Genomic DNA, 25,978 nt, shown 5'->3' with positions numbered 1-25,978 from the left:
ATCGGGGCCCGGCTAGTTCGCTTCCACCGCGGCGGTCTTCGTCGCCGACTTCCGTTGCAGCGCACGGGCGATCGGCTCCACCACCCGCGCCGCCGTCGGGCCGAGGATCGCCATCAGCAGCACGTACGCCGTGGCCAGCGCCGCCAGCTCGCCGTCCACCGCGCCCGCCGTCACCGCCAGGCCCGCGATCACGATCGAGAACTCGCCGCGGGCCACCAGTGCCGCCCCGGCGCGGGCCCGGCCCATCTTCCCGATGCCCTGCCTTCGGGCCGCCCACCAGCCGGTGCCGACCTTCGTCAAGGTCGTCACCACCGCCAGCACGATCGCCCAGCCGAGCACCGGGGGGATCGACGCCGGGTTCGTGTTGAGGCCGAACACCACGAAGAACACCGCGGCGAACAGGTCCCGCAGCGGTTCCAGCAGGTGCGTCGCATTCTCCGCCGTCGAGCCCGAGATCGCGATGCCGAGCAGGAACGCGCCGACCGCGGCCGACACCTGCATCGCCGACGCGATCCCGGCCACCAGCAGCGCCGCGCCGAGCACCTTGAGCAGGAACACCTCGCGGTCCGGGCTGTCGACGGCGGCCGAGACGTAGCGGCCGAACTTCAGCGCGATCACCAGCACCACGGTGATCACCAGCAGCGAGATCCCGACGGCCTCCATGCCGCCGAGCAGGGACACCCCGCCCAGCACCGCCGTGAGGATCGGCAGGTAGAGCGCCATCACGAGGTCCTCGAACACGAGGATCGACAGCACCACCGGCGTCTCGCGGTTGCCGAGCCGGCCGAGGTCGCCGAGGACCTTCGCGACGATGCCGGACGACGAGATGTACGTGACGCCCGCCATCACCATCGCGCCGACCGGGCCCCAGCCCAGCAGCAGCGCGACCGCCGCGCCGGGGGCGGCGTTGAGGACGATGTCGAGCAGGCCCGCCGTCCACGAGCGGCGCAGCCCGGTGAACAGCTCGGCCGCGGAGTATTCGAGCCCCAGCAGCAGGAGCAGCAGCACGACGCCGATTTCGCTGGCCAGGTGCGTGAAGCCGCCGATGTCGGTCAGCGGGATCAGCCCGCCGGAGCCGAAGCACAGGCCGCCGAGCAGGTAGAGCGGGATGGGGGAGAGGCCGATCTTGCCGGCCAGGCGCCCGAGCGCGCCCAGCACGAAGAAGACCGCCCCCAGTTCGATCAGGGACAGCGCGGTGTGGTCCATCGGCCCGCTCAGCCGTACTTGAGGATCTTGGCGGCGGCCTCGAGGCCCTCGCTCGTGCCGACCGAGACCAGCAGGTCGCCCCCGGTGAGGGTGAAGTCCGGCGTGGGCGAGGGGTGCACCTGCCCCGCCCGGGCCACCGCGACCACCGAGACGCCGGTGCGCGTGCGCATCGCCGTGTCGCCGAGCGTCCGGCCGTCGAACGGGCCGGACGGCTTGATCGGCAGCTGCCGCGTGCTGATCCCCGGCAGGTCCCGGTGCTCTTCGGTGAGCTGGGCGACCAGCTGCGGCGCGCCGAGCAGGTTGGCCAGCGTGCCCGCCTCGTCCGCGGTCAGCGGGATCGAGGCGGCGCAGGCGTCGGCGTCGTCGGCCTTGGACACGATGAGCTCGGTGTGGCCGTCCCGCTGGGTCACGACGCCGATGCGGCGGCCGGTACGGGTGCTGAAGTCCTTGCGGACCCCGATGCCGGGCAGGGGGGTTACTTCGACGTTCACCCAACCACCGTAACCCACGTGTCCGATTCGCGACGTTCAGCCGAGCAGCAGGAGCACGGCCGCGACGACCATCACGAGCGCGGTCAGGCCGTGGACGCTGTACGCGATGGCCTTCTTCCCGCCGTGGCGCAGGACGATCAGCATGTCGAAGACGGGCCAGACGGCGGCGGTGAGGATGACCCAGCCCAGCGCGTGCGGGTCGCCGTAGATCATCAGGGCCAGCGGGATCAGCCCGGCCCCGATGTCACGGCCGCCCTTGACGTTGAGGAAGCTTTCGGCGTTTTCGGGGACCTCGGCGAAACCGAAGCCCGCGGCGATCTTCGCCGGCGCGAAGAGGTAGTTGAGGCCGACGTAGATGATGCCGAGCGAGACGATCGCGACGAGGACGTAGCCGGCGATGACCATTGGTGTTCCCTCCAGTTTTCTAGCATCGCTAGGATTTCTAGCAACGCTAACCTAGCGGCGCTAGTTTGTCTAGCAGTGCTAGCATGTGACGTATGACCCAGCGACAGCGGCGTGTGCGCGACCGGACCGAGCGAGGGCAGCGGATCGTCGCCGCGGCCAGGGAGCTGGCCGAGGCGGAGGGCTGGGACGCGGTCACCACCCGGCGGCTCGCGGGCCTGATCGAGTACAGCCAGCCGGTGCTCTACAGCCACTTCCCGGGCGGCAAGGACGCGATCATGGCGGCGGCCGCGCTGGAGGGCTTCACCGAGCTGGCCGCGACGCTGGGGGCGGCGGGTCCCGGCGGCCTCGGCGGGGTGGCGGGGTCGTACCTGGCCTTCGCCGAGGCGAAACCGGGTCTCTACGACGCGATGTTCACGCTCGCTTCGGAGCTGCGGTTCGCCGAGGACGACACCCCCGAGGTGATGAAGGCGTGCTTCACGGAGCTCCTGGCGGTCGTCGAGCCGACGGCGGGGGAGCAGGACGCGGGCGCGTTGACCGAGGTGTTCTGGAGCACGCTGCACGGCCTCGTCACGCTGGATCGCGGTCGCCGGCTGTCGCCGGGTCACCGTGACGAGCGCCTCGCGCTGGTGGTCGCCCGCTTCGGCGCGCGGGGCGACTGATCTCCTCCGCACCCCGACCGGCAGAATGGACACCGGCGGAGAACGAGACGAGAACGCGAGGAGAGTGCCGGTGACGGGAGCCCTACGAGGTGTGGTCGCGCTGGACGGCCCGTCGGGGACCGGGAAGACCACCGTCGCGCGCAAGCTCGCCCAGCGCCTCGGCGCCGGCTACCTCGACACCGGCGCCATGTACCGGATGGTCACCCTCGCCGTGCTGCGGGCCGGCGTCGACCCGGCCGACGCGGCCGCCGTCGCCGTGCTCGCCGACAAGACCGACTTCGGCATCGGCACCAGCCCCGACCGGCTCGAGATCCGGCTGGCCGGCGAGGACGTCGCCGCCGACATCCGCGGCCCCGAGGTCACCAAGGCCGTTTCGCCCGTCTCGGCCGTGCCGCACGTGCGTGAGCTGCTGGTCGCCCGGCAGCGGCAGATCATCGACGACGTCGTCGGGCACCGGGGCGGGATCGTCGTCGAGGGCCGGGACATCGGCACCGTCGTCGCGCCGGACTCGCCGCTCAAGGTCTACCTGACCGCCTCGGCCGACGTCCGCGCCTCGCGCCGCAGCACCCAGGACACCGCCGCCGGGCGGAAGTCGTCGGTCGCCGACGCCCTCGCGAGCGTCGAGCGCCGCGACCACCTCGACTCCACCCGCACCGCCTCGCCGCTGCGCGCGGCCGACGACGCCGTGCACGTCGACACCTCGGAACTGTCGATCGACCAGGTGATCGTCGCCCTCAGCGAACTGGCCAGCCACCGCGGGCTGCTGGCGGGGTGCAACGCCGAGGTCGCTCGATGAAAGCTGACGGACTGCCGGAAGGCTCCGTCGCATGGCTCCACGAAGCCGGGCGGGTCTTCGCCCGGTACCATCTGCGGTCGGCCTTCCGCATCCGCGTGCACGGCCGCGAGCGCATGCCCGCCACCGGGCCGGTGCTCGTGGTCGCGAACCACAGCTCCATGATCGAACCGCAGCTGATCTTCGGAATGCTGCCGCGGCGTTCGGCGTTCCTGGTCAAGGCCGAGATGTTCGGCGGGATCGTCGGGAAGTTCATGCGAGCCATCGGCCAGATCCCGCTCAAGCGCGGCGAGGTCGACCGCAAGCCGCTGATGACCGCGGTCGGCGTGCTCAAGGACGGCGGAGTCATCGGGATCTTCCCCGAGGGCACCCGCGGTGCCGGGGACGTCGGTGCGGCCGAACGCGGCGCGGCCTGGCTGGTCCGGGCCTCCGGCGCGACCGTGCTCCCGGTCGCGACGCGGGGCACGCGCAAGCCGGCGGACGGCCGTCGGCGGTTCAGGCCGCGGGTGGACATCCTCGTGGGGGAGCCGTTCACTCCGAAGGTCGGACCCGGGAAAACCGGGCTCGACCAGGGCACCGAGGAGCTGCGCGGCGAGCTCGCGGCGCTCGTGAAGACTTTGGACGATTGGCGTACCGAAAACGGTTTCGTTACGCCATAAGGGAAATTGGGTTGTGATGGCTGAGTTTGATTCCGCCTCCGCGGAGAAGAGTGCGTCGGCGGCGTTGGACAGCGTCGGCGAAGTCGACGGCACCTGGTCGGACGAGACCGAGTTCGCCAGGCTCGACGCGCAGATCGACGCGGCGGAAGCGGCCGAGGAGGCCGCCCTCGCGCAGCCGGTGCTCGCCGTGGTCGGCCGGCCGAACGTGGGCAAGTCCACGCTGGTCAACCGCATCATCGGCCGCCGCGAAGCCGTGGTGCAGGACGTGCCGGGCGTGACCCGCGACCGCGTCGCCTACGACGCCTACTGGGGCGGGCGCAAGTTCACCCTGGTCGACACCGGCGGCTGGGAACCGGACGCGACCGGGCTGCAGGCGTCCGTCGCCGCCCAGGCCGAGCTGGCCATGCAGACGGCGGACGCGGTCCTGCTGGTGATCGACGCCTCGGTCGGCGCCACGGCCACCGACGAAGCCGCCTCCAAGGTGCTGCGCCGCTCGAAGAAGCCGGTGCTGCTGGTGGCGAACAAGGTCGACGACGACCGGCTGCTTGCGGACACCGCGTCGCTGTGGTCGCTCGGCCTCGGCGAGCCGCACCCGGTCAGCGCGCTGCACGGCCGCAGCTCCGGCGACCTGCTCGACGCCATCCTCAAGACCCTGCCCGAGGCGCCGCGCGAAGGCGGCGCCGTGACGTCGGGCCCGCGGCGCGTCGCGCTGGTCGGCAAGCCGAACGTCGGCAAGTCGAGCCTGCTGAACAAGCTGTCCGGCGAGGAGCGCTCGGTCGTCGACTCGGTCGCGGGCACCACCGTCGACCCGGTCGACTCGCTGGTCGAGCTGGACGGCGAGACCTGGCGGTTCGTCGACACGGCGGGCCTGCGCAAGCGCGTCAACTTCGCCGCCGGCGCCGAGTACTACGCCTCGCTGCGCACCAAGACCGCGATCGACGCGGCCGAGGTCGCGATCGTGCTGCTGGACGCGGCCGAGCCGATCTCGGAGCAGGACCTGCGGGTGCTGACCATGGTCGTCGAGGCCGGCCGCGCGTGCGTGCTCGCGTTCAACAAGTGGGACCTGGTCGACGAGGACCGCCGGCACGCGATGGTCCGCGAGCTGGAGCGCGGCCTGGTCCGCGTGCCGTGGGCGGAGAAGGTCAACGTCTCGGCGCTGACCGGGCGTTCGGTGCGCAAGATCGCCCCGGCGCTGCGGACGGCGCTGGCGTCGTGGGACAAGCGGGTGCCGACCGGCCAGCTCAACGCCTGGCTGTCCGACCTGATCGCGGCCACCCCGCCGCCGGTCCGCGGCGGCAAGCAGCCGAAGGTGCTGTTCGCGACGCAGGCCGGCATCCGGCCGCCGACGCTGGTGCTGTTCACCACCGGCTTCCTCGAGGCGGGCTACCGCCGGTTCATCGAGCGCAAGTTCCGCGAGCGGTTCGGCTTCGAAGGCAGCCCCGTTCGGGTGAATGTGCGCGTCCGCGAAAAGAAGGCGAAACCGAAGGTCGGCGGAAAAGCGGCCAGGCCCGCCAAATCCCGGTGATTTCCTGACGCCCCGGCCGGCGTGATCTTCTCGAATGCGACCTGGATCACGCTGGTCAGGGCGGTGGTGGTGAGGTCCGACACTCCGTCGTGACCTCGTAGATATCTTTCCTTCATCTGCGGGTATGGTGAAGGGTCGTTGCGGGCGCCTCATTCAGGAGTGCAAGCCCGGTGAGGCTCGCGGAAGGTGAGTGATGGGCTTGCGCGCCCATAGTTCGTCCCTGCACGTCTTCGTCGTGGTCGCGGGGTACGCCCGATGACCGTGACGATCGAACCCGCCGAATCGGCCGCGGAGATCACCGCGCCGCTGACCTGCGTCGCCGAGGTGACGCACGCGCCGTCGACGGCCCCGGTCGCCGACCGCGCCCTGTTCTGGTCCGGCCTCGGCGCCAGCGAGCGCACCCTGCTCGACGTCCTGGCCGCCACGGCCGAGCGCCACCCCAACGCCGCCGCGATCGACGACGGCACCACGACGCTGACCTACCGCCGCCTCCTCGAGGAGATCGACGTCTACGGCCGCCGCCTGCGCGGTTACGGCGTCGGCCTCGGTGACCGCGTCGGCATCCGGATCTCGTCCGGCACGGCCGAGCTGTACGTCGCGATCCTCGCCACCCTGTCCGTCGGCGCCGCCTACGTGCCGGTCGACGCGGACGACCCGGACGAGCGTGCCGAGCTGGTCTTCGAAGAGGCCCAGGTGGCCGCGGTGGCCACCGACGGCAGGATCTCCGTCCACAGCACGCCCGGTGGCCGCACCGGTGTCCCCGGCCCGGCCGACGACGCGTGGATCATCTTCACCTCCGGCTCCACCGGCAAGCCCAAGGGCGTCGCGGTGAGCCACGCGAGTGCCGCCGCGTTCGTCGACGCCGAGGCCGGAATCTTCCTCACCGAGGAGCCGATCGGCCCGGGCGACCGCGTCCTGGCCGGCCTGAGCGTCGCCTTCGACGCCTCCTGCGAAGAGATGTGGCTGGCCTGGCGCCACGGCGCCTGCCTGGTCCCGGCGCCCCGCGCGCTGGTCCGCACCGGTGTCGACCTCGGCCCGTGGCTGGTCGCGCAGCAGATCACCGTCGTCTCGACCGTGCCGACGCTGGCCGCGCTGTGGCCCGCCGACGCCCTCGAAGACGTCCGCCTGCTCATCTTCGGCGGCGAAGCGTGCCCGCCGGAGCTGGCCGAGCGCGTCGCCGTCGAAGGCCGCGAAGTCTGGAACACCTACGGCCCGACCGAGGCCACCGTCGTCGCCTGCGCCGCGCAGCTGACCGGCGAGGGCCCGGTCCGGATCGGCCTGCCGCTGGCCGGCTGGCAGCTCGCGGTCGTCGACGACGAGGGCCGCCCGGTCGCGATGGGCGACACCGGCGAGCTGGTCATCGGCGGCGCCGGCCTGGCCCGCTACCTGGACGCGGAGAAGGACGCCGAGAAGTTCGCGGCCCTGCCGTCGCTGGGCTGGCAGCGCGCCTACCGCTCCGGCGACATGGTCCGCGCCGAAGCCGAGGGCCTGCTGTTCCTCGGCCGCCTCGACGAGCAGGTCAAGCTCGGCGGCCGCCGCATCGAGCTGGGCGAGGTCGACGCCGCGCTGCAGGCCCTGCCGGGCGTGCAGGGCGCGGCCGCCGCGATCCGCCGCACGAAGGCCGGCAACCAGGTCCTCGTCGGGTACGTCGTGCCGGCGTCCGGAGTCCCGTTCAACCAGACTGGGTTTGATCAAGACGCCGCCGCGACCCGGCTGCGCGAGCACCTGCCCGCCGCGCTGGTCCCGCTGCTCGCCGTCGTCGAAGACCTGCCGACCCGCACCTCCGGCAAGGTCGACCGCGCCGCCCTCCCGTGGCCGCTGTCCACAGTGGACGCCACCGGGCTCTCGCCGACCGAGACGTGGCTCGCCGAAGGCTGGGCCGAGATCCTCGGCGTGTCGGTCGACGACCCGAAGGCCGACTTCTTCACCCACGGCGGCGGCAGCCTGACCGCCGCGCAGGTCGTCGCGCGCATCCGCACCCGGCACCCGCAGGTGTCGGTCGCCGACGTCTACGCCCACCCCAAGCTGGGCGCGCTGGCCGCGATGCTGGACGCGCTGAGCGGCCAGGCCACCGAGCGCCGGGACATCGCGCCGACCCCGCGGCGCGCCGGCGTCATCCAGACCCTCCTGACGGTTCCGCTCATGGGCCTCGTCGGGCTGCGCTGGGCGACGCTGGCCGCCGCGCTGTCGAACATCCTGGCGCTGCTCGGGTTCGCCTGGGCGCCGACGCTGGACTGGGCGTGGGTCGCCCTGGCCTGGGTGGCGCTGTTCAGCCCCGCGGGCCGGATCGCGATCGCCGCGGGCGGTGCGCGCGTGCTGCTCTCCGGTGTGCGCCCGGGCACCTACCCGCGCGGCGGGAGTGTCCACTTGCGACTGTGGACGGCCGAGAAGCTCGCCGAGTTCAGCGGCGCGGACAGCGTCGCCGGCGCCTCTTGGATGACCACCTACGCCAAGGCGCTCGGCGCGCGGATCGGCAAGGACGTCGACCTGCACTCGCCGCCGCCGGTCACCGGCTTCCTCAAGCTGGGCCGCGGCGCGGCGATCGAGCCCGAGGTCGACCTGACCGGTCACTGGGTCGACGGCGACGTCGTGCACATCGGCAAGGTCCGCGTCGGCGCGGAGGCCCGCATCGGCGCGCGCAGCACGCTGTTCCCCGGCGTCCGGATCGGCAAGGGCGCGGAGATCGCGGCCGGGTCGACCGTCCGCGGCGCCGTCCCGGCCGGGCAGCGCTGGGCCGGTTCGCCGGCGGCGCGCGTGGCCAAGGACGAGCGTGACGCCCTGAAGTGGCCGTCGAGCCGCCCGCCGCGGTCGCACTTCTGGGCCACCGTCTACGGCGCGACCTCGCTGCTCCTCGGCTTCCTCCCCGGCATCGCCGCGCTGGCCGGTGTCGCCGTGCTCGGCTACGCGATCGCCGGTGCGCCGACGCTCCTGGCCGCGTTCGTCCAGGCGCTGATCTTCGTGCCGGTCGCGACCGTGGCGTACTTCGCCGCGTACATGCTGCTCGTGCTCGCCGGCGTCCGGGCGCTGAGCATCGGCATGGTCGAGGGCTACCACCCGGTGCACGGCCGCGTCGCGTGGCAGGTCTGGGCCACCGAACGCCTGATGAGCATGGCCCGCGAAGGCCTGTTCCCGTTGTACGCCAGCCTGTTCACGCCGGTGTGGCTGCGGCTGCTCGGCGCGAAGGTCGGCCGCAACGTCGAGGCGTCGACCGTGCTGGCGCTGCCGAAGATGACCAAGGTCGACAGCGGCGCGTTCCTGGCCGACGACACCATGGTCGCCACCTACGAGCTCGGCCACGGCTGGCTGCACGTCGCCCCGGCGCGGATCGGCAAGCAGGCCTTCCTCGGCAACTCGGGGATGACCGCGCCCGGCCGTTCGGTGCCGAAGCGCGGGCTCGTGGGTGTTCTCTCTTCGACGCCGCTGAAGGCGAAGAAGGGCTCGTCGTACCTCGGCATGCCGCCGCTGCCGGTGCGCCGCGCGATCGGCGACGCCGACACGAGCCGCACCTACACCCCGGCGCTGCACCTCAAGGCGGCCCGGGCGCTGGTCGAGCTCTGCCGGATCGTCCCGGTCATGTGCGGGGTCGCGCTGACCGTCTCGGTCGCCTTCGGGCTGCTGTGGGTCGCTTCCGCGGCCGGGTTCGGCGTCGCCGCGCTGCTGGCCGGGCCTGCCCTGCTGGGCGCCGGGATCGTCGCGGCGCTGACCGCGACCGTCATGAAGTGGCTGCTGGTCGGGAAGTTCCGCGAGGTCGACCACCCGCTGTGGAGCTCCTTCGTCTGGCGCAACGAGCTGGCCGACACCTTCGTCGAGGCCCTCGCGGTGCCGTGGCTGATCGGCTCGATCGGCGGCACCCCGCTGCTGAGCGCTTGGCTGCGCACGATGGGTGTCAAGATCGGCCGCGGCGTGTGGCTCGAGACGTACTGGCTGCCCGAGGCCGACCTCGTCGAGCTGGGTGACGGCGCGACGATCAACCGCGGCTGCGTGGTGCAGACGCACCTGTTCCACGACCGGATCATGAGCATGTCGCGGGTGGTGCTCGGCCAGGGCGCGACGCTCGGCCCGCACGGCATCGTGCTGCCGGGCGCCGGCATCGGCGCCCGCACCACGGTCGGCCCGGGGTCGCTGGTGACCCGTGGCGACGAGGTGCCCGCCGACACCCGCTGGCTCGGCAACCCGATCTCCGCGTGGACGGGTAAGTAGAAGGTCACGAAGTACCCGCCTGGCTCGCCGGACTCACCCGTCCGTGCGAGCCTGGTTTGGTACGTCGGCACGAGGAAAGGTTCGACACGGGTGATTTCGAAGGCTCCCGCTCCGGCACCCGGCGCGGACACCTCCGGTGATCCCTACCTTCCCGCCCACGGCAACGGTGGTTACCGGGTCCGGCACTACGACCTGAACCTCGACTACAAGGTCGCGCCGAACCGGCTCTCGGCCTCGGCGGTGCTCACCGCCGAGGCGACGCAGGCGCTTTCCCGCGTCAGCCTGGACTTCGGCGAGTTCCGGATCAACCGCGTGCTGGTCGACGGCAAGCCCGCGAAGTACCTGAAGCGCGGCGCGAAGCTGCACGTCCGGCCGGCGAAGCCGATCGCGGCGGGTGCCGCGTTCCTCGTCGAGGTGCACTACGTCGGCAACCCACGCCCGGTGCGCAGCCGCTGGGGCGACGTCGGCTGGGACGAGCTGACCGACGGCGCGCTCGTGGCGAGCCAGCCGGTCGGCGCGCCGTCGTGGTTCCCGTGCAACGACCACCCGTCGGACAAGGCGACCTACCGCGTCACCGTGACGACGGCGTCGCCGTACCTGGTCGCGGTCACCGGCAACCTGGTGGACCGCTACACCGCGGCGAGCACCACGAGGTGGGTGTACGAGCGTCCCGAGCCGACGGCGACGTACCTGATGAGCGTGCAGATCGGCCGCTACGACGAGCTCGAGCTGTCCGGCCGCGGCTGGTTCCCGCACACCGGGGTGAGCGCGCGCCGGCTGATGGTCGGCTTCGGGCACGGCCGCGTCGAGTCGGTCCTCGAATCGGTACCGCAGCGGGCGGCCGTGCCGCCGCGGCTGCGCCGGTTGTTCGAGCGCGACTTCGGGCGGCAGGGCCGGATGCTGGAGATGCTGCAGCGGCTGTTCGGCCCGTACCCGTTCGGCGAGTACGTCATCGTCGTCACCGACGACGACCTCGACGACCCGATCGAGGCGCAGGGCATGGCGATCTTCGGCGCCAACCACGTCGACGGCCGCCGCACCCACGAGCGGCTCGTGGTGCACGAGCTGGCCCACCAGTGGTTCGGCAACAGCCTGACGGTGGCCGACTGGCGCCACATCTGGCTCAACGAGGGCTTCGCGACCTACGCCGAGTGGCTGTGGTCGGAGGAGTCCGGCGGGCAGTCCGCGCAGACGCTGGCCCGTGGCTGGCACACGCGGATCAAGGCCAAGCCGGCGGACGTCCGGATCGCCGACCCGGGCGTGTCCCGCATGTTCGACGAGCGCGTCTACAAGCGCGGCGCGCTGACCCTGCACGCGCTCCGGGCGGAGATCGGCGACCCGGCGTTCTTCGCGTTGCTGAAGGCGTGGACGGGCGAACACCGCCACGGCCTGGTCACGACGGAGGGGTTCGTCGCCATGGCGGAGGCGTACGCGGCCCGCTCGCTGGACGCGTTCTTCACACGCTGGCTGGAGACGCCGGCGTTGCCCCCGTTGCCGGGCGTCTAGGACCCGCCACGGGTGGCGCTGACCAGCCAGACCGCGCCCGAAATGCGCACACCTTCCGGCGTCTCGAACGCTTCGAGCCCCGCTCGCAGCTGTTCCCGCGTCCGCTCCACGACCTCCGGGTCGAGTCCGGCCAGATTGCTGCGCACCGGCCCCTGGCCGAGGATGAACCCGGCCGCGTCGGCGGCGTCACGGCCGTAGTCCATCGGCGCGGTGACCGGCTCGACGTCGACGTCGGCGAACCCGGCCGCGTCGAGCACTTCGCGGATGCGGGCGGGCTCGACCAGTGATCCCATGCCCCGCGACGCGGGCGACGGTGCGCGCATCAAGGGCTTGAGCGCGCGGGTGGCGCGGGCGTAGTCGCTGTCGGGCCCACCGCCCTGCGGGCCGATGAAGACCAGCCGCCCGCCGGGCCGCAGTCCGCGCCGGATGTTGGCGAACGCGGCGACCGCGTCCTCGAAGAACATCACCCCGCCCCGGCTGAGCACGACGTCGAAGCCGGCGTCCGGGAACGGGTGGACCTGGGCGTCTCCCTGCTCGAACCGGACGTTGGCGAGGCCTTGGGCCGCCGCGTCGGCGCGGGCACGCTCCAGCATCGGGGCCGAAAGGTCGACGCCGACGGCGCTTCCCCGCCCGGCCTGCCGTGCCGCCAGCAGCGTGACGTGGCCCGTCCCGCAGCCGACGTCGAGGACCCGGTCGTCCGGGGCGATCGCGGCGGCGTGGAAGAGAGCGTCGTTGAAGGCGCCGACGATCGCGTTGTAGCGGGCGCGGTTCTGCGCCCAGTGCACCCCCTCCCAGCCGTTCCAGGCTTCGGCTTGCCGGGCGTTGGCGATGGCGGGCATGCGGACCTCCGGTACTAGAGTCAAGCTCTAGATGTACACTCCAGTAATGGTGCAGCGCAAGGACGGGCAGAAACGGGTCCGTGACGCGCCCCGGACGCGCCGGCGGATGCTGGAAGCGGCCCGCGAGCTGTTCGTGGGCAACGGCTACGGCGCGACGACCCTCAAGGAGATCGCCGACCGGGCCGGCGTCGCCGTGCAGACGATCTACTTCACCTTCGGCAACAAGCGCGTGCTGCTCAAGGAACTGGTCGACGTCGCGATCGCGGGCGACCTCGAACCGGTCGCGACGATGGATCGGCCGTGGTTCCAGGAGGTCCTCGCGGCCGAGACCGCCGAAGCGCATCTGCGCCTGCACGTCCAGGGCACGCGCGGGATCCTGGAGCGCGTCGCCCCGATCGTCGAAATGCTGCGCGCGGCGACCGCGGCCGATCCGGCGCTCGCCGGGCAGTGGGCCGAAGACGCCGACCCGCGGTTCGCCGTCCACCGCGAAGCCGCGCGGTCCCTCGTGGCCAAGCCGGGGGCGCGCGCCGGGGTGACCGCCGAGCACGCCGCCGACCTGCTGTTCGGCCTGCTCAGCCCGGAGCTCTACCAGGTGTTCGTCCGCGACCGCGGCTGGTCACCGGAGCGGTGGGAGAACTGGGCGGCCGGCACCCTGGCGTCCCAGCTCTGCCAGGGCTGACTCGCTCGATACATCGGATGTATCTACCGCTTTCTGGGTGAACCACTCTGGCCTTATGGGGCTCTGTCTGCAAATATGGCCGCACGCCGCCTGTGGATCTCCTGAAACGTAGTACGAATCCGAAAGGACGCTTCATGGACGCAGTGTCGCGGCGTACTGTGCTCCGCTCCGCCTCGGTCGTGGCGGGAGCCGCCGCGTTCGGCGGCCTGTGGGCTCGCGCGGCCCCGCCGGCGCTGGCCGCGGCGGACCCGCACCGGGACGTCGCCGCCGACGCGCGCATGGTCTGGAAGCGGCTCCCGAAGAACTGGCAGGAAGGCCCGTTCCTCGCCAACGGCTACCTCGGCGTGCAGGTCTACGCCGGGAAGACGCCGCAGGTCCTCAAGGTGATGCTGAGCCACACCCAGGTGCAGGATCAGCGCGTCCAGTGGGAGGCGGGGATCGGGTTGTCCCGCCTGCCGATCGGCGCCCTCACGCTCACGTTCGCCGGTGCGATCACCGCCGTCGACTGGACGCTCGACCTCTACAACGCCGAGCTCGGCGGCACGATCACCACGACCCGGGGCTCGGTCGCGTTCTCCGCCGTCGTGCTCAACGACCTGGGCGTGCTGCTCGTCTCGCTGACGCCGAGCGCGGGGGAGACCGGTGCGGCGTGGGCGTTCCAGCCGCTGGAGTCGGCGACCACCCGGACCGTCCGGAAGCCGCCCGAGTACGTCGCGAACCCCGCGCCCGAGCTCGGCGACGGGTACTGCGCGCAGCCGATGCTCGCCGGGGGCGGCTACACGACGGCCTGGCGCGAGCGCACGATCGGCGCGCGACGGCTGTTCGCCGCGACCGTCGCCTACGGCTTCCCGGGCACGACACACACGGCGGACGCCGTCGCGGCCGCCCGGAAAGCGCTTGCCGCGAACCCGGACGCCCTGCTCGCCCGCCACCGCCGCTGGTGGAACGACTACCACGCGCGCAGTTTCGTTTCGGTGCCGGACAAGCAGGTCCAGCGGTTCTACTGGATCCAGCTCTACAAGATCGCGGCCGCCACGCGGGCGGGCGGGCCGGTCGTGTCCGAGTGGGGACCGTGGTTCCCCGAGGTCGGCAACAGCTGGACCGCGGTCTGGTGGAACCTCAATGTCCAGGTCACCTACCCGATCGTCAACAGCAGCAACCACCCGGAGCTCGACGCCGTCACCGAGACCTTCCGGCGCGACCACGCGAACCTCGAGACGTCCGTGCCGCCCGCCTACCGCGACGGCGACACCTACGCCCTTTCGCACCCGGGAGACTGGCGGCTGCGGCCCGGTGGCACGCGCTCGGTCGGCGTCCCCGGGACGACGTCCAAGACGGACCAGACCGGGAACCTGCTGTGGGGCCTGCACAACGTCTGGCTCGCCTACCGCCACCACCTGGACCGGCGGGTACTGCGCGACGTCCTGTACCCGACGCTCGCCAAGGCGCTGAACTTCTACCGCCACTTCCTCTCCACCGGGCCGGACGGGTACCTGCACCTGCCGCTGACCCGGTCGCCGGAGTACGCCGACGCGGCCGACTGCACCTACGACCTGTCGCTGATCCGCTGGGCCGCCCGCACTCTCGTCGACACCGCGCGGATCCTGCGTCTCGACGAACCCCGCGTCCCGATCTGGCGGGAGATCGGCGCGAAACTGGTGCCTTACCACGAAGACCCCGCGAACGGCGTGCTGATCGGCGACGGCGTCCCGCTCGCCGAGTCGCACCGGCACTTCTCGCACCTGCTGTGGCTGTACCCGTTGCGGGAGAAGGTCTGGGACCGGCCGGGTGACCGCGACCTCATGACGCGGACGTTCACCCACTGGACGGCCGACCAGAAGGCCTGGCACGGCTACAGCTACGCGGCCGCGTCGTCGATGTCGTCGGTGATGGACGCGCCCGAGGAAGCGTTGCGCTACCTGAAGTTCTTCCTCGACCGCAACGTCGTCGCCGACACCGAGCTGACCGCGAACACGATGTACCGCGAGGGCAGCAATTTCGCGATCGAGAGCCCGATCACCGCCGCGCAGTCCGTGGTGGACATGCTGATGCAGGGGTCCGGTGGCGTGCTCAAGGTCTTCCCGTCGGTGTCGGCGACCTGGCGGGACGCCTCGATCGCGGGCCTGCGCGCGGAAGGCGCATTCCTGGTGGACGCCTCCCGCCGCGACGGGAAGACCGAGTTCGTGCGCGTGCACAGCGAAGCCGGTGAGCCGCTGGTGCTGCAGCACGGCGTCGCCGGGGACGTCGACGTCCGGGACGAGCACGGTCGCCGGCTGCCGTCGCGCCCGGCCGGGCCGGGGCGGATCGCGATCGGGCTGCGGCGCGGCGGCACCGCCGTCGTCACCCCGCGCGGCGGGCGGCCGGACTTCGCACCCCGGGACGTCCCCGCGCTCGGCCCCGCGCCGGCCTGGGGCCTGCCCAGCTGAATCCCGCTTTCGACAAGGAGGTCGGAATGGACATCACCCGAAGGACCGTGCTCGGCGGGGCGCTCGCCGGGATCGCGGCGGTCGGCGTCACCCCTGCTTTCGCCGACGTGCCCGGCAGCGACGACTTCGGCTGGGCCGGGTTCCTCGGCACCGCGGACCTGTACTGGCGGCGGGCGCCGAAGACCTGGTACGAGGGTCCGTTCCTGGGCAACGGGTTCCTCGGCTCCGGCATCTACGCCGAGCCCGGGCAGAACGCGATCCGGTTCAACGTCCAGCACAGCCAGGTCCAGGACCACCGCCCGGAGTTCGGCTCGCTGTTCGGTCTCGCGCGGCTGCCGATCGGGTACTTCACCCTCGAACCGGTCGGCGCGATCACCGCGATCGACTGGCGGATGGACCTGTGGAACGCCGAGCTGACCGGCACGATCACGACCGCGGCGGGCAGCCTGAGCCTGCGCGCGATCGTCCACACCGGACAGTCGCTGCTGGCCGTCGAGATCCGGCCCTCCGCGGGGGAACGGGCGTTCAAGTGGGTGTTCCACCCGGCGGTCGCGGTCAGCCCGCGGGCCGATCCGGTGTGGAACAAGCCGCCGCCGGCCGGCTACACCGCGAACCCGCCGGTGCAGCTGAGCGGTAGCGGTGACGCGCGGCTGGCCGTCCAGCCGCTGCTGGCCGGCGGTGAGCACGTGACGGCCTGGCGGGAGGTCACCCGCGGCGGCGCGCGCACGCTGTACACCTCGGTGGCGTGGTCACACCCGTCGAAGACGTCGGCGGCTCGGGCGCTTTCGACGGTCCGCCGGGCTTCGGCTTTCGGTGAGCTGACGAAGGACCACCGGCGCTGGTGGCACGACTACTACCAGCACAGTTTCCTGTCCATTCCGGACACGCGGCTGCAGGGCTTCTACTGGATCCAGCTGTACAAGATCGCGTCGGCCGCGCGGCGCGAGGCGCCGGTGATGGCGACGTCCGGGCCGTGGCTGGAGAACACGCCGTGGCCGGCGACGTGGTGGAACCTCAACGTCCAGCTCGAATACTGGCTCATCCACGGCTCGAACCACCTGGAGCTGGACGCCGTCAGCCACGCCCTCGACAAGTACCGCGGCAACCTGACCAGCCAGGTCGCGTCGCCGTACCAGGCCGATTCCGCGGGCATCCCGCGCACGACCGACATGACGCTGCTCAACGGCGTCTCGAACGCGACGAGCGGGTTCCCGGTCGGCATCCCGGGGCAGGACCCGCCGACCCCGGAGGTCGGCAACCTGACGTGGGCGCTGCACAACGTGTGGCTGTCCTACCGCCACATGATGGACGTCGCGCTGCTCCGGGGCACGCTGTTCCCGTTGCTGCGCAAGGCGATCAACTACTACCTGCACTTCCTCGCGCCGGGCGCGGACGGGAAGCTGCACCTGCCGCCGACGTTCTCGCCCGAGTACGGCGTCGACGCCCCGGACTGCAACTACGATCTGGCGCTGATCCGCTGGGGCTGTCGCACGCTGCTGCAGACCGCGCCGGGCGACGTGCTGGCGCCCCGGTGGCGAGACGTCCTCGCGTCGCTGGTGGACTACCCGGCCGACGCGAACGGGTACATGATCGGCGCGGGCGTGCCGTTCGCGAAGTCGCACCGGCACTACTCGCACATGCTGCAGATCTACCCGCTCTACGACGTTACGTGGGAGCAGCCGGAACACCGGCAGATCATCGAGACGTCGCTGAACCACTGGGTCGGCTTCGAGGGTGCGCTGCAGGGGTACACGTTCACCGGGGCGGCGTCGATCTCGGCGCAGATGCTGCGCGGCGAGCAGGCGGCGTTCTACCTCGGCGAGCTGCAGCGCCGGTACATCCAGCCGAACACGATGTACAAGGAGTCGGGGCCGGTCATCGAGACACCGTTGTCGGCGGCGAAGTCCATGCAGGACATGCTGGTCCAGAGCTGGGGCGGCGTGGTCCGGCTGTTCCCGGCGGTACCCGCGGCCTGGGGCGACATCGCGTTGCGGGACTTCCGCACCGAAGGCGCGTTCCTGCTCAGTGCGTCCCGGGCGGGCGGGAAGACGCGCTGGCTGAAGGTGCACAGCGAGGCGGGCGCGCCGTGCGTGCTGCGGCCGGGTATCGAGGGCGAACTGACGGTGACGGACGCCCGGGGTCGCGCGCGGCGCTGGCGGCGGCTGGGCAACGGGGACGTGCAGGTGGAGCTGGGGCGCGGTGAGGACGCCTTCGTGTACCGGAAGGGGGACCGGCCGGACTTCGGCGTGCGGCCGGTCGCGCCCGGCGGGGCGAGCACCCCGTGGGGGCTGCCGTGAGGGGGTGATCGGGCAGGCTTTCCGCGTTCGCGCCCGGGGAGCCCGCCCACCCGGCAGAATGGGCTCCCTGACGAGGGGAGCGGGGATGAGCGAGCCGGGGCCACCAGGGGAGCGACCGAACGGGGCGCCGCCCGGTCCGGGGTACGGCCCGCAGCAGCCCTACCAGCAGTTCTCCCAGTACCCGCCGTGGCAGCCGCCGGTGCCGCCGAAGAGGACTTCGCCCGCCGCCGTCGTGCTGATCACCGGGTCGGTCGTCGTCGTCATCGTGATGGCGCTGGCCTTCCTGGCCTGGGGCTATCCCGGGTTCCTGCGCGACGACGACCGCGCGAGCGCCGGGCCCGCGTCGTCGTCGCCGACGTTCACCACGCCGACGACGACGGCCGGCGCCCCGAGCGCCGCGTACACGGTGCCCACCATCGGCCCGGCCCGGATGCCGAAGCGGTCGAAGCCGCTGGCCGACCCGGTGACCTGCGCCTTCACCCCGGACCCGACGTCACCGGCGCCGAAGAAGGTCGCGCCGCCGGCCGACGGCCCCGCGTCGTCGTCCGGCACCGTTCCCGTGCGGCTCGCCACGAGCGCCGGCGACATCGGCCTCACGCTCGACCGCGCGCTCGCGCCCTGCACCGTGGTCAACTTCGTGAGCCTCGTGCAGCAGCGGTTCTACGACGGCACGTCGTGCCACCGGCTGTCCGTGACGTCCGGGCTGCAGATGCTCCAGTGCGGCGACCCGGTCGGCGACGGCACGGGCGGCCCCGGCTACTCGATCCGCGACGAGCTGTTCCCCGAGCTGACCTACGGCCGCGGCATCCTCGCCATGGCCAAGACCGCCCAGCCCGACTCGGGCGGGTCCCAGTTCTTCCTGGTCTTCGGCGACGTCGAGATCTCGCCGGAGTACACGGTCTTCGGCAGCATCGACGACGCGGGCCTGGCGGTCCTGGACAAGGTGGCCCGCGGCGGCATCGACCCGTCCCGCCCCGGCATCGGCGACGGCAGCGGCCCCCCGAAGATCCCGGTCACCTTCACCCAGGTCACCACCCCGTGAAGGAAGCGTCGACACGCGTGATGGGGAGGTCGACACGCGTGATTGAAGGGTCGACACGAGCTTCGGCGGCCGGACCCGCCGTGTCGTCGCTCCAATCACGCGTGTCGACCCTCTGATCACGCGGTCGACCCTTCAAGCACGGTCGAGGAGGCTGCGCAGCGCCGTCAGAAGGGATGTTGCCGCTTCCGGGGCGGCCGTGCGGTGGCGCCAGGCGACGTAGCCGTCCGGGCGGATCAGGAGGCAGCCGTCCTCGTCGATGCCGCTCAGCCGGGACCAGTCGCCGTACGCGTCGCGGCCTTCCGGGTCGCCGACGCGCACCGCGCGCACGTCGAGGCCCAGCTCGGCGCCCACCTTGGCCGCCGCGTCGCGCCACGCCGTCCCGGTCAGTCCGGTCAGCACCGTCCAGCGGCCGCCGCCCACGAGGTCCAAAGTGGACACCCGGCGGCCGTGCGGGCCGACCAGCCACGCGTGCGGCAGCTTCGCCCCCGGCTCGGTGCTCGGCCGGTGGAACAGCTCGGGATCGCGTTCGGAAACCGCCATCACCCCGTCGGGCAGCACTGCACCCGACACGTACCGCTGATCCATCTCGACGCCATGAGCGTTGAACTCGTAGTGCTTCAGCTCGATCGCTTTCTCCAGCTCACGCCGTTTCAGCGCGCCCTCGGCCGTGGGCGCGAGGCAGGTCTCGAGCCCGGCCGTGATGCCGTCGGCGTCGGTGTCGCCGGTGATGCCCAGCGCGGCGAAGATCGGCCCGAACTGGTCACGGCTCAGGTTCGCCCGGTCGACGATCTGCTTGCCCACCGGCGCCCGTTCCGCGCTGTAGCTGTCCAGCAGCCCTTCGCCCGCTTCGCCGCGAAGCACCATCGCGAGCTTCCACGCGAGGTTGTAGGAGTCCTGGATCGAGGTGTTCGAGCCCAGCCCGTTGGACGGCGGGTGCCGGTGCACGGCGTCCCCGGCGCAGAACACCCGGCCGGCGCGGTACTCCGTCGCGTAGTTGTGGTTGACCGTCCACAGCGACGTCGAGGTGATTTCGACCTCCAGCGAAGCGTCGCCGACGAGGTCGCGCACCAGCCGCGTCGCCTCTTCGACGTCGACCTCGGGCGGCTCCTGCGAAATGTCGTAACCCCAGGTCAGCAGCCACTCGTTCCACGGCCGCACCATCCGGACCAGGCCCATCCCGATCCCGCCGAGGTGCGCGCCGGGCCGCATCACCCAGTACAGGACGCTCGGGCGGTGCGCCACGTACGGCGCGAGGTCGGCGGTGAACGTGATGTTCATGCTGCCCGCCTTGCCGGTCTGCCCGGCGATCGGCAGGCCGGCCTGCTCGGCGACGCGGCTGCGTGCGCCGTCCGCGCCGATCAGGTACTTGGCGCGCAGGGTGAACTCGTCGCCGCGCACGCGGTCGCGGAACCGCGCGGTGACGCCGTCGGTGTCCTGGGTGAAGTCGAGGAATTCCGTGTCCAGCCGCAGTTTCGCGCCGCGGGCGGCGGCCTCGCTGACCAGGATCGGTTCGAGGTAGGTCTGCGGGAGGTCGATCATGTGACACGGGCTGGCCGCGGTGTACTCCGACGCCGACCGGTCGCCGGTGCCCCAGCTGGCGATCCGGCCGATCTCCGGCCCGGTCAGCGACGTGCAGAGCACGGTGTCGCCCATCAGCTCCGGCGGCGTGCCGACGGCCAGGGCCTTGTCCTCGACGCCGAGGTCGCGCAGCACCTCCATGGTGCGCTGGTTGGTGATGTGCGCGCGGGGCGTGTTGGCCGTCCAGCCGTACTTGGTGGCCAGCACGGTCGGCACGCCGTAGGTGGCGAGCAGCAGCGCGGCCGAGCCGCCCGCCGGGCCGCTGCCGACCACGATGACGTCGGTGTCGTAGCTCATTCGCTGCTCCCAGAGATGCGGAAGGTGAAGTCGAGCCGGCGTCCGCCGCCGGGCCGCTCGGTGAAGTCGACGATCAGGCCGTCCTTGACCCCGAACACGGTGTCGGAGTCGAGGTACTCGCCGCCGGCGACGAACAGCTGCGTGATCAGCGTCCGGTAGCCGGGCTTGGCGATCATGAAGTGCACGTGCGGTGCGCGGTACGGGTGGCGCCCGACGGCGTCGAGCATCTGCCCGACCGGGCCGTCCGAGGGGATCGGGTACGCGCTGGGCACGATGGTCCGGAAGCGCAGCCTGCCCTCGGCGTCGGTGCGGAACCGGGCCCGCAGCACCGGGCCGTCCACCTCGGGCAGCTGGACGTCGTAGAAGCCGTCCTCATTGGACTGCCAGACGTCCACGACCGCTTCCGGCACCGGCCGGTCCTCGGTGTCGGTGACGCGGATGTCGGTCCACAGTGGAGTGCCGGGAAGTCCCGCCGCGATGTCGGCGCCCTGCGGGGTCTCGGGTGGTCCTTCGACGTAGAACGGCCCGAGCACGGCCGACGGCGTCGTGTCCGGCGTCCGCGAGTTCGTCAGGACGTCGACGACGCTCGACACGCCGAGGGTGTCCGACAGCAGGATGAACTCCTGCCGCGTGTCGGTGGTGATGTGCCCGGCGCGGGTCAGGAAGCCGATCGCGTACTCCCACTCGTCCTGGGTGAGGTCGGTGCGGATGGCGTACCCGTGCAGCGTCTGGACGAGGTCGGAGAGGAGTTCGCGGATGCGGTCCGGGGCGCCCGCGAAGCTGTCGACGACCTGGTTCGTGAGCGCCTTGAGGCTGGGCGGAGCGGCCGGCCGGGTGCCGTCGATCGCCTGGCGAAGCAGGGCCGCTTCCGGCTCGTCCGCGATGTCCGCTTCCGTGAGGCCGAGCTCGGCCAGCGAGTGCGGGATCGGGAGGCTCGCGGCTAGGTCGAAGATCTCACCGGCGTCGTCGAGACCCTGGTGGGCCATGACGTACGGGAGGAGGACGGCGTGCGTTTCCGCGTGCGGCAGGCCGAACTTGCCGCCCAGGAGGTGGCAGAGCTTGTGGTGCAGGCCCATCGAAACGGCGTCGAGGCACGTGCCGGCCAGCCAGGCGCCGCGCAGGGCGTCGGTGCGGGCGTCCACATCGGACGGATTCTCGGCGATGCGAGGCAGGGCGCTCGTGAGCAGCTTCGTTGCTTCCGCGGCGAGCAAGTCGGTCATCGGGTTGGCGTCGGGGGCGTAGCGGGCCTCGACGGCGTGCGCGAGCGCGTTGAGGCCGCTGGCGGCGGAGAAGGGCACGGGCAGGCCGAGCGTGAGGTCGACGTCGTAGATGACCGTCTCGGGCCGGACTTTCGGGGTCTTCTGCGTGGTCTTGCGGCCGTCGGCAGTCTGCCCGAGGACCTCGGTGAGTTCTGAGCCCGCGTACGTCGTCGGGACGATCAGCTGCGGCAGATCGGTGTGCAGGGCGATCGCCTTGGCCAGCCCGGTGGCCGAGCCGCCGCCGATGGCGACGACGCCGTCGACGTCGTGCTCGGCGACGACCTTCAGCGCGCGTTCGGTGACGTCGACGGGGGTGTGCATGGCGGCGTCTTCGAAGCGGGCGGCCAGCAGCGGGCCGAGCACGTCGGCGGCGGTGTCGGCGTAGCGCGGGCTGCCGACGAGCAGGACGCGGCTCAGCCCGAGGCGGCGGGCCTCGTCCCCGAGAGTGCCGAGCGTGCCGCGGCCGAAGACCACCCGGACGGGGTTCGCGGCGTAGGTGAACGAGGTCATGCGAGGGAGTATCCGGATGGGGTGGCGTGCGGTCCTGCACGTTCGTGCTGCGGGACGGCACGAAACGCGCGTCCGTCTCAGCCCGCCCGGCGCAGCGCCGCCGGGGTGGTGCCGAGCTGGGCGCGCAGCACCCGGGTCAGGTGCTCCTGGTGGGAGAAGCCGCAGCGGGCCGCGATCTCGGCGATCGGGTCGGCGCCCGTGCGCAGCAGCAGCCCCGCCTGCTCCACGCGCAGCCGCAGCAGGAACCGGTGCGGGGGCAGGCCGGTGCGGGCCTTGAACTGCCGCGAAAACTGGCTCACGCTCAGCCCGGCGAGGGCGGCCAGCTCCGCCAGGGGCACCGGTTCGGCCAGGCGTTCGGCCATCACGTCGCGGACCCGCGTGAACTGCCGGTCGGACAGGCCCCGGGCCGGCGCGGGCTCCCGGCCGGGGCCGGCGTGGTGGCGGCGGACCAGCTGCGCCGCGACGAGCGCGCCCAGCTGGTCGGCGTAGGTGCGCGCGCTCGGCTCCCAGTCGCGGACGACGCCGTCGAGGCTGAGCACCAGCTGTTCGAGCAGGGGATCGGAGCTGCCGAGCTCCTCGGCGAGCCGCACGGGCGCGTGGTCGCCGGCGGCCTCCTGCACGGCGTCGTCGGCGACGTAGACGTGCACGGTCTCGAGCTCCCCGCCGAGCTCGACGGACAGATCGGCGTGCGACGGCTGCAGGAACAACCCGCCGGCGGGCATCCGCCGGCTGCGTTCGCGCGGGGTCCCGACGCCGCGCCGGACGGTCACCGGCCCGTCGAGGTGCAGGATCAGCTGGTGGCTGCGGGCGGGCGCGAACTCGGCGCGGTAGGGACGTTCCCGCTGCCGGGAGACGTAGACCCGGTCCCAGCCGAGCCCGGCACTGGTGCGTTCGGGCCGGACCCAGGGCAGCGCGAGGATGCCGTTGGTGTCGGTCAGCCCGAGTTCGCCCACGCCTGCCTCCTCGACGTCGAGGCTGCTCGTGATGGTACGCGAACCCGGCCCGTGGGCCGGACGTCTGCGCTGGAGTCTCGCTTGAGCCCCGTGGTGTTCGCCGGGCTCGGCGCGGTCCGCGGATTCGCCCTGGCAGCGACCGCCTGCGCACTCGCCCGGACAGCCACCCCACGTACCCAGAGGGTCGGCTCGCGTACCTGGACGGCCGACTCGCGTACCCAGCCGGTCGGCTCGCGAGCCGACTCTCCAGGTACGCGAGCCGACTCTTCGGGTACGTGAGCCGACCGTTCCGGTACGTGTGTCGTCCGTCGGCGTCAGCCTGGAGCTGCTCGGCCGTGGCGCCAGTAGCCCAGGAACGCGATGTCGGGCTTCGCCCAGCCTCGGTCCCGCACCAGGTGACGGCGGACCCCGGTCGCCAGCGCGGCCTCGCCGGCCACCCACGCGTACGCCCGCCCCGGTGGCAGGTCGGCCGCGCGGACCGTCTCCAGCGCCAGCACCCCCGGGCGATCCGGGCGGAGCCGCGGCAGCCAGTGCATCCGCACCCCCGGCGGCGTCGAGACCTCCCGGACGTCCGCGGCCGACGGCACCTCCAGGAACACCTCGGCCACCAGATCGTCGGCGGCGCTCTCGAGGATCGCCAGGATCGCCGGCACCGCGCTCTCGTCTCCGGCCAGCAGCTGCCACGCCACCCCGGGCGGCGGCAGGTAGCTCACGCCCAGGTCGAAGATGCCCGCCGGATCGCCGGGACGCGCCCGCCGGGCCCACGCGGCCGCCGGCGCGTCGCCGTCGTGCAGCGCGAACTCGATGTCGATCTCCCCGGGACGCGCTCGCCGGATCGTGTAGTTGCGCACCCAGGGCCGGCGCGACTTCGGCAGCAGCAGCACCTCGGCCATCCAGCCCTCGTTGTCCAGGGTCGGCATCCGCAGCCCCTCCTGGCCCACCCGCGGGAAGAACAGCCGCACGGCCTGGTCGTCGCCCGCCACCTCGAGGTCCGCCACCGACGGCCCGCCGAGCGTGATCGTCCGGAACGCCGGGCTGGGCGCGGTGTTCGCCAGGACTTCGAGCGTGATCATCCGCCGGGACGCCGGGCGCCGCACCTTCGGGATCATCAGACGTCCAGCACGAGCCGCGGCGACACCGCCCGCGACACGCACGCGTACATGCGCCCCGCCGGTGCGCCGATGTCGTCGCGGTGCTCGGGTTCGCCGTCGAGCACCGACAGTTCGCAGCTCCCGCAGACGCCTTCGCGGCACCCCGACGGCACCGGCCGCCCGGCGTGGTTCAGCACGTCGAGCAGGGATTCGTCGGCCGGGACCTGGATCGTCGCCCCGGACCGCGCGCAGACCACCTCGAACGCGGTGTCGGGCCCGAAGACCCGCGCGGTCGGCTGGAACCGTTCGGCGTGCACCCGCGGGAACACCGCTTCGGCCGCGGCGAGCATCGACGCGGGTCCGCAGCAGTAGACCTCACCCGCGAACTCCGCGAACGAAGCGAGATCCGGCCGGCCTCGGGAGAACAGCGAGACGCGGTCGCCATACGTGGCAGCGAGTTCCGCCGCGAACGGCATGGTCGAAGCCGACCGTCCCACGTAGACGAGCGAAGCGGCGGCCCCGGCGGACACGGCCGCCCGCAGCATCGGCACGATCGGCGTGATCCCGATCCCGCCCGCCAGGAACAGGTATTCCGGTGCGGGAACGAGCGGGAAGTGGTTGCGCGGCGAGGAAACCTCCAGCGTCCGTCCCGGGTTGAGGTACCAGTGGATGTACTCCGAGCCACCCCGGCTCAGCGGGTCGAGCCGGACCGCGATCCGGTACGCCGAAAGGTCGCCGGGGTCACCGCACAGCGAGTACTGCCGCGTCAGCCAGTTCGGCAGCGCCAGGTCGACGTGCGCTCCCGGCTCCCACGCTTCCAAGGGCCCTTCGTCACCGCGAAGCACCAGCGAGACGACGTCGTCGGCGACGCGCTCGACCCGCTCCAAGATCGTTTTCTGCATGGTCAGTACAACTTCCGGTAGCTGTCTTCGAGGAGCTGTTCGAACACCGCCGGGTCGACGGCCACGCCCAGCTGGTCGGTGACGATCTCGCCGGCCGACGGCAGCTCGTCCGCGAGCGCCTGGCTCGCCGGGTCCCACAGCCGCGACCGCAGCAGCGCGCGGCCGCAGTGGAAGTACGCCTCGGCGACCTCGACGATGATGGCGAAGATCGGCGCCTTGGCCTCGGTGCGCATCCGGGCGAGCACGTCCGGGTCGTCGGTGACGTACGCGCTTCCGTTGACGCGCAGGACTTCCCGCACGCCGGGGACGAGGAACAGCAGGCCGACGCCGTCGTTCTCGGCGATGTTGCGGAACGAGTCGGCGATCTTGTTGCCGGGCCGGTCGGGCAGCGCGACCGTGTGCTCGTCGAGGACCTTCACGAAGCCCGGGTAGTCGCCGCGGGGCGAGCAGTCCATGCGGCCCGCGGCGTCGGCGGTCGCCAGCGCGAGGAACGGCGCGTGCGCGATGAACCGGCGGGCGTGCTTGTCGACGTGATCGAGCTTCTTGCCCTCGATCATCGCCTCGGGCGCGCCCAGCTTGCTCCGCACTTCGGCCATGGACACCCGCCGGTACCGGGTGCTCAGCGTGTTTGTGCTGGTCATGGCACAATTATGAGCAAATA

The 25,978-nt window shown here is 72.2% G+C and carries 20 protein-coding genes; 10 read left to right on the top strand and 10 right to left on the bottom strand.

Annotation, left to right across the window (positions count from 1 at the left end):
• Positions 1–12: 12 nt before the first annotated feature.
• Genes QSK39_RS23180 through QSK39_RS23170 form a run of 3 tightly spaced genes read right to left on the bottom strand, consistent with a single transcriptional unit; the run spans position 13 to position 2,102 of the window.
• Positions 13–1,206 (bottom strand): cation:proton antiporter, encoded by a 1,194-nt coding sequence (locus QSK39_RS23180; protein WP_285479871.1) that lies wholly within the window; start codon positions 1,204–1,206, stop codon positions 13–15.
• An 8-nt stretch (positions 1,207–1,214) separates the two neighbouring features.
• Positions 1,215–1,697 carry a cation:proton antiporter regulatory subunit gene (locus QSK39_RS23175; RefSeq protein ID WP_284742502.1) on the bottom strand — a complete coding sequence of 161 codons (483 nt, stop codon included), beginning with the start codon at positions 1,695–1,697 and terminating at the stop codon, positions 1,215–1,217.
• 36 nt (positions 1,698–1,733) lie between these two features.
• Positions 1,734–2,102 carry a DUF4267 domain-containing protein gene (locus tag QSK39_RS23170; protein WP_285479870.1) on the bottom strand — a complete coding sequence of 123 codons (369 nt, stop codon included), beginning with the start codon at positions 2,100–2,102 and terminating at the stop codon, positions 1,734–1,736.
• A 113-nt stretch (positions 2,103–2,215) separates the two neighbouring features.
• Here QSK39_RS23170 and QSK39_RS23165 point away from each other — a divergent pair, with 113 nt between their 5' ends.
• The 6 genes from QSK39_RS23165 to QSK39_RS23140 all read left to right on the top strand — a co-directional run bounded on the left by QSK39_RS23165 (position 2,216) and on the right by QSK39_RS23140 (position 11,444).
• Positions 2,216–2,761 (top strand): TetR/AcrR family transcriptional regulator, encoded by a 546-nt coding sequence (locus QSK39_RS23165; protein ID WP_285479946.1) that lies wholly within the window; start codon positions 2,216–2,218, stop codon positions 2,759–2,761.
• A 91-nt stretch (positions 2,762–2,852) separates the two neighbouring features.
• Entirely contained in the window at positions 2,853–3,557 is a 705-nt protein-coding gene (gene cmk / locus QSK39_RS23160) for a (d)CMP kinase (protein ID WP_284742753.1), read from the top strand.
• A complete protein-coding gene (locus tag QSK39_RS23155; protein ID WP_285479869.1) occupies positions 3,554–4,213 on the top strand; it encodes a lysophospholipid acyltransferase family protein in 660 nt (219 codons plus the stop codon). Before cmk ends, QSK39_RS23155 begins: the two co-directional genes overlap by 4 nt.
• A 16-nt stretch (positions 4,214–4,229) precedes the next feature.
• On the top strand, positions 4,230–5,738 hold the full coding sequence (gene der, locus QSK39_RS23150; RefSeq protein ID WP_285479868.1) for a ribosome biogenesis GTPase Der: 1,509 nt from the start codon (positions 4,230–4,232) through the stop codon (positions 5,736–5,738).
• 255 nt (positions 5,739–5,993) lie between these two features.
• Positions 5,994–9,938, top strand: coding sequence for a Pls/PosA family non-ribosomal peptide synthetase (locus QSK39_RS23145; protein ID WP_285479867.1), 3,945 nt, complete (start codon positions 5,994–5,996; stop codon positions 9,936–9,938).
• A 90-nt stretch (positions 9,939–10,028) separates the two neighbouring features.
• Positions 10,029–11,444: a M1 family metallopeptidase gene (locus QSK39_RS23140; protein WP_285479866.1), complete on the top strand. Its 1,416-nt coding sequence runs from the start codon at positions 10,029–10,031 to the stop codon at positions 11,442–11,444.
• Here QSK39_RS23140 and QSK39_RS23135 read toward each other — a convergent pair.
• Positions 11,441–12,283 carry a class I SAM-dependent methyltransferase gene (locus tag QSK39_RS23135; protein WP_285479865.1) on the bottom strand — a complete coding sequence of 281 codons (843 nt, stop codon included), beginning with the start codon at positions 12,281–12,283 and terminating at the stop codon, positions 11,441–11,443. The two genes, QSK39_RS23140 and QSK39_RS23135, sit on opposite strands and share 4 nt — an antisense overlap.
• Before the next feature lie 46 nt (positions 12,284–12,329).
• On the opposite strand from QSK39_RS23135, the gene QSK39_RS23130 reads away from it, so the two are divergent.
• From QSK39_RS23130 to QSK39_RS23115, 4 genes are all read left to right on the top strand, one after another.
• On the top strand, positions 12,330–12,962 hold the full coding sequence (locus QSK39_RS23130) for a TetR/AcrR family transcriptional regulator (RefSeq protein ID WP_285479864.1): 633 nt from the start codon (positions 12,330–12,332) through the stop codon (positions 12,960–12,962).
• Between the two features lie 134 nt (positions 12,963–13,096).
• Complete coding sequence (locus QSK39_RS23125) at positions 13,097–15,388, top strand: glycosyl hydrolase family 95 catalytic domain-containing protein (RefSeq protein ID WP_285479863.1); 2,292 nt, start codon at positions 13,097–13,099, stop codon at positions 15,386–15,388.
• 26 nt (positions 15,389–15,414) lie between these two features.
• On the top strand, positions 15,415–17,685 hold the full coding sequence (locus QSK39_RS23120; protein WP_285479862.1) for a glycosyl hydrolase family 95 catalytic domain-containing protein: 2,271 nt from the start codon (positions 15,415–15,417) through the stop codon (positions 17,683–17,685).
• An 85-nt stretch (positions 17,686–17,770) separates the two neighbouring features.
• A complete protein-coding gene (locus QSK39_RS23115; RefSeq protein ID WP_285479861.1) occupies positions 17,771–18,727 on the top strand; it encodes a peptidylprolyl isomerase in 957 nt (318 codons plus the stop codon).
• Between the two features lie 132 nt (positions 18,728–18,859).
• On the opposite strand, the gene QSK39_RS23110 is transcribed toward QSK39_RS23115, so the two are convergent.
• The 6 genes from QSK39_RS23110 to QSK39_RS23085 all read right to left on the bottom strand — a co-directional run bounded on the left by QSK39_RS23110 (position 18,860) and on the right by QSK39_RS23085 (position 25,958).
• On the bottom strand, positions 18,860–20,602 hold the full coding sequence (locus QSK39_RS23110) for an FAD-dependent monooxygenase (protein WP_285479860.1): 1,743 nt from the start codon (positions 20,600–20,602) through the stop codon (positions 18,860–18,862).
• On the bottom strand, positions 20,599–22,371 hold the full coding sequence (locus QSK39_RS23105) for a maleylacetate reductase and hydroxyquinol 1,2-dioxygenase domain-containing protein (protein WP_285479859.1): 1,773 nt from the start codon (positions 22,369–22,371) through the stop codon (positions 20,599–20,601). Before QSK39_RS23105 ends, QSK39_RS23110 begins: the two co-directional genes overlap by 4 nt.
• 77 nt (positions 22,372–22,448) lie before the next feature.
• A complete protein-coding gene (locus QSK39_RS23100) occupies positions 22,449–23,324 on the bottom strand; it encodes a helix-turn-helix domain-containing protein (protein WP_285479858.1) in 876 nt (291 codons plus the stop codon).
• A 314-nt stretch (positions 23,325–23,638) separates the two neighbouring features.
• A complete protein-coding gene (locus QSK39_RS23095) occupies positions 23,639–24,433 on the bottom strand; it encodes a siderophore-interacting protein (RefSeq protein WP_285479857.1) in 795 nt (264 codons plus the stop codon).
• Positions 24,433–25,317: a PDR/VanB family oxidoreductase gene (locus QSK39_RS23090; RefSeq protein WP_285479856.1), complete on the bottom strand. Its 885-nt coding sequence runs from the start codon at positions 25,315–25,317 to the stop codon at positions 24,433–24,435. The genes QSK39_RS23095 and QSK39_RS23090 overlap by 1 nt, the downstream gene beginning before the upstream one ends.
• A gap of 2 nt (positions 25,318–25,319) precedes the next feature.
• Positions 25,320–25,958 carry an MSMEG_1061 family FMN-dependent PPOX-type flavoprotein gene (locus QSK39_RS23085; protein ID WP_285479855.1) on the bottom strand — a complete coding sequence of 213 codons (639 nt, stop codon included), beginning with the start codon at positions 25,956–25,958 and terminating at the stop codon, positions 25,320–25,322.
• Between the last annotated feature and the right edge of the window lie 20 nt (positions 25,959–25,978).

Origin of the sequence: Amycolatopsis sp. NBRC 101858, from assembly GCF_030269325.1 — a bacterium.
Lineage (GTDB): Bacteria > Actinomycetota > Actinomycetes > Mycobacteriales > Pseudonocardiaceae > Amycolatopsis > Amycolatopsis ponsaeliensis.
Note: the sequence above shows the minus strand (reverse complement) of the source record. Positions and strands in the feature narration are given on the sequence as shown.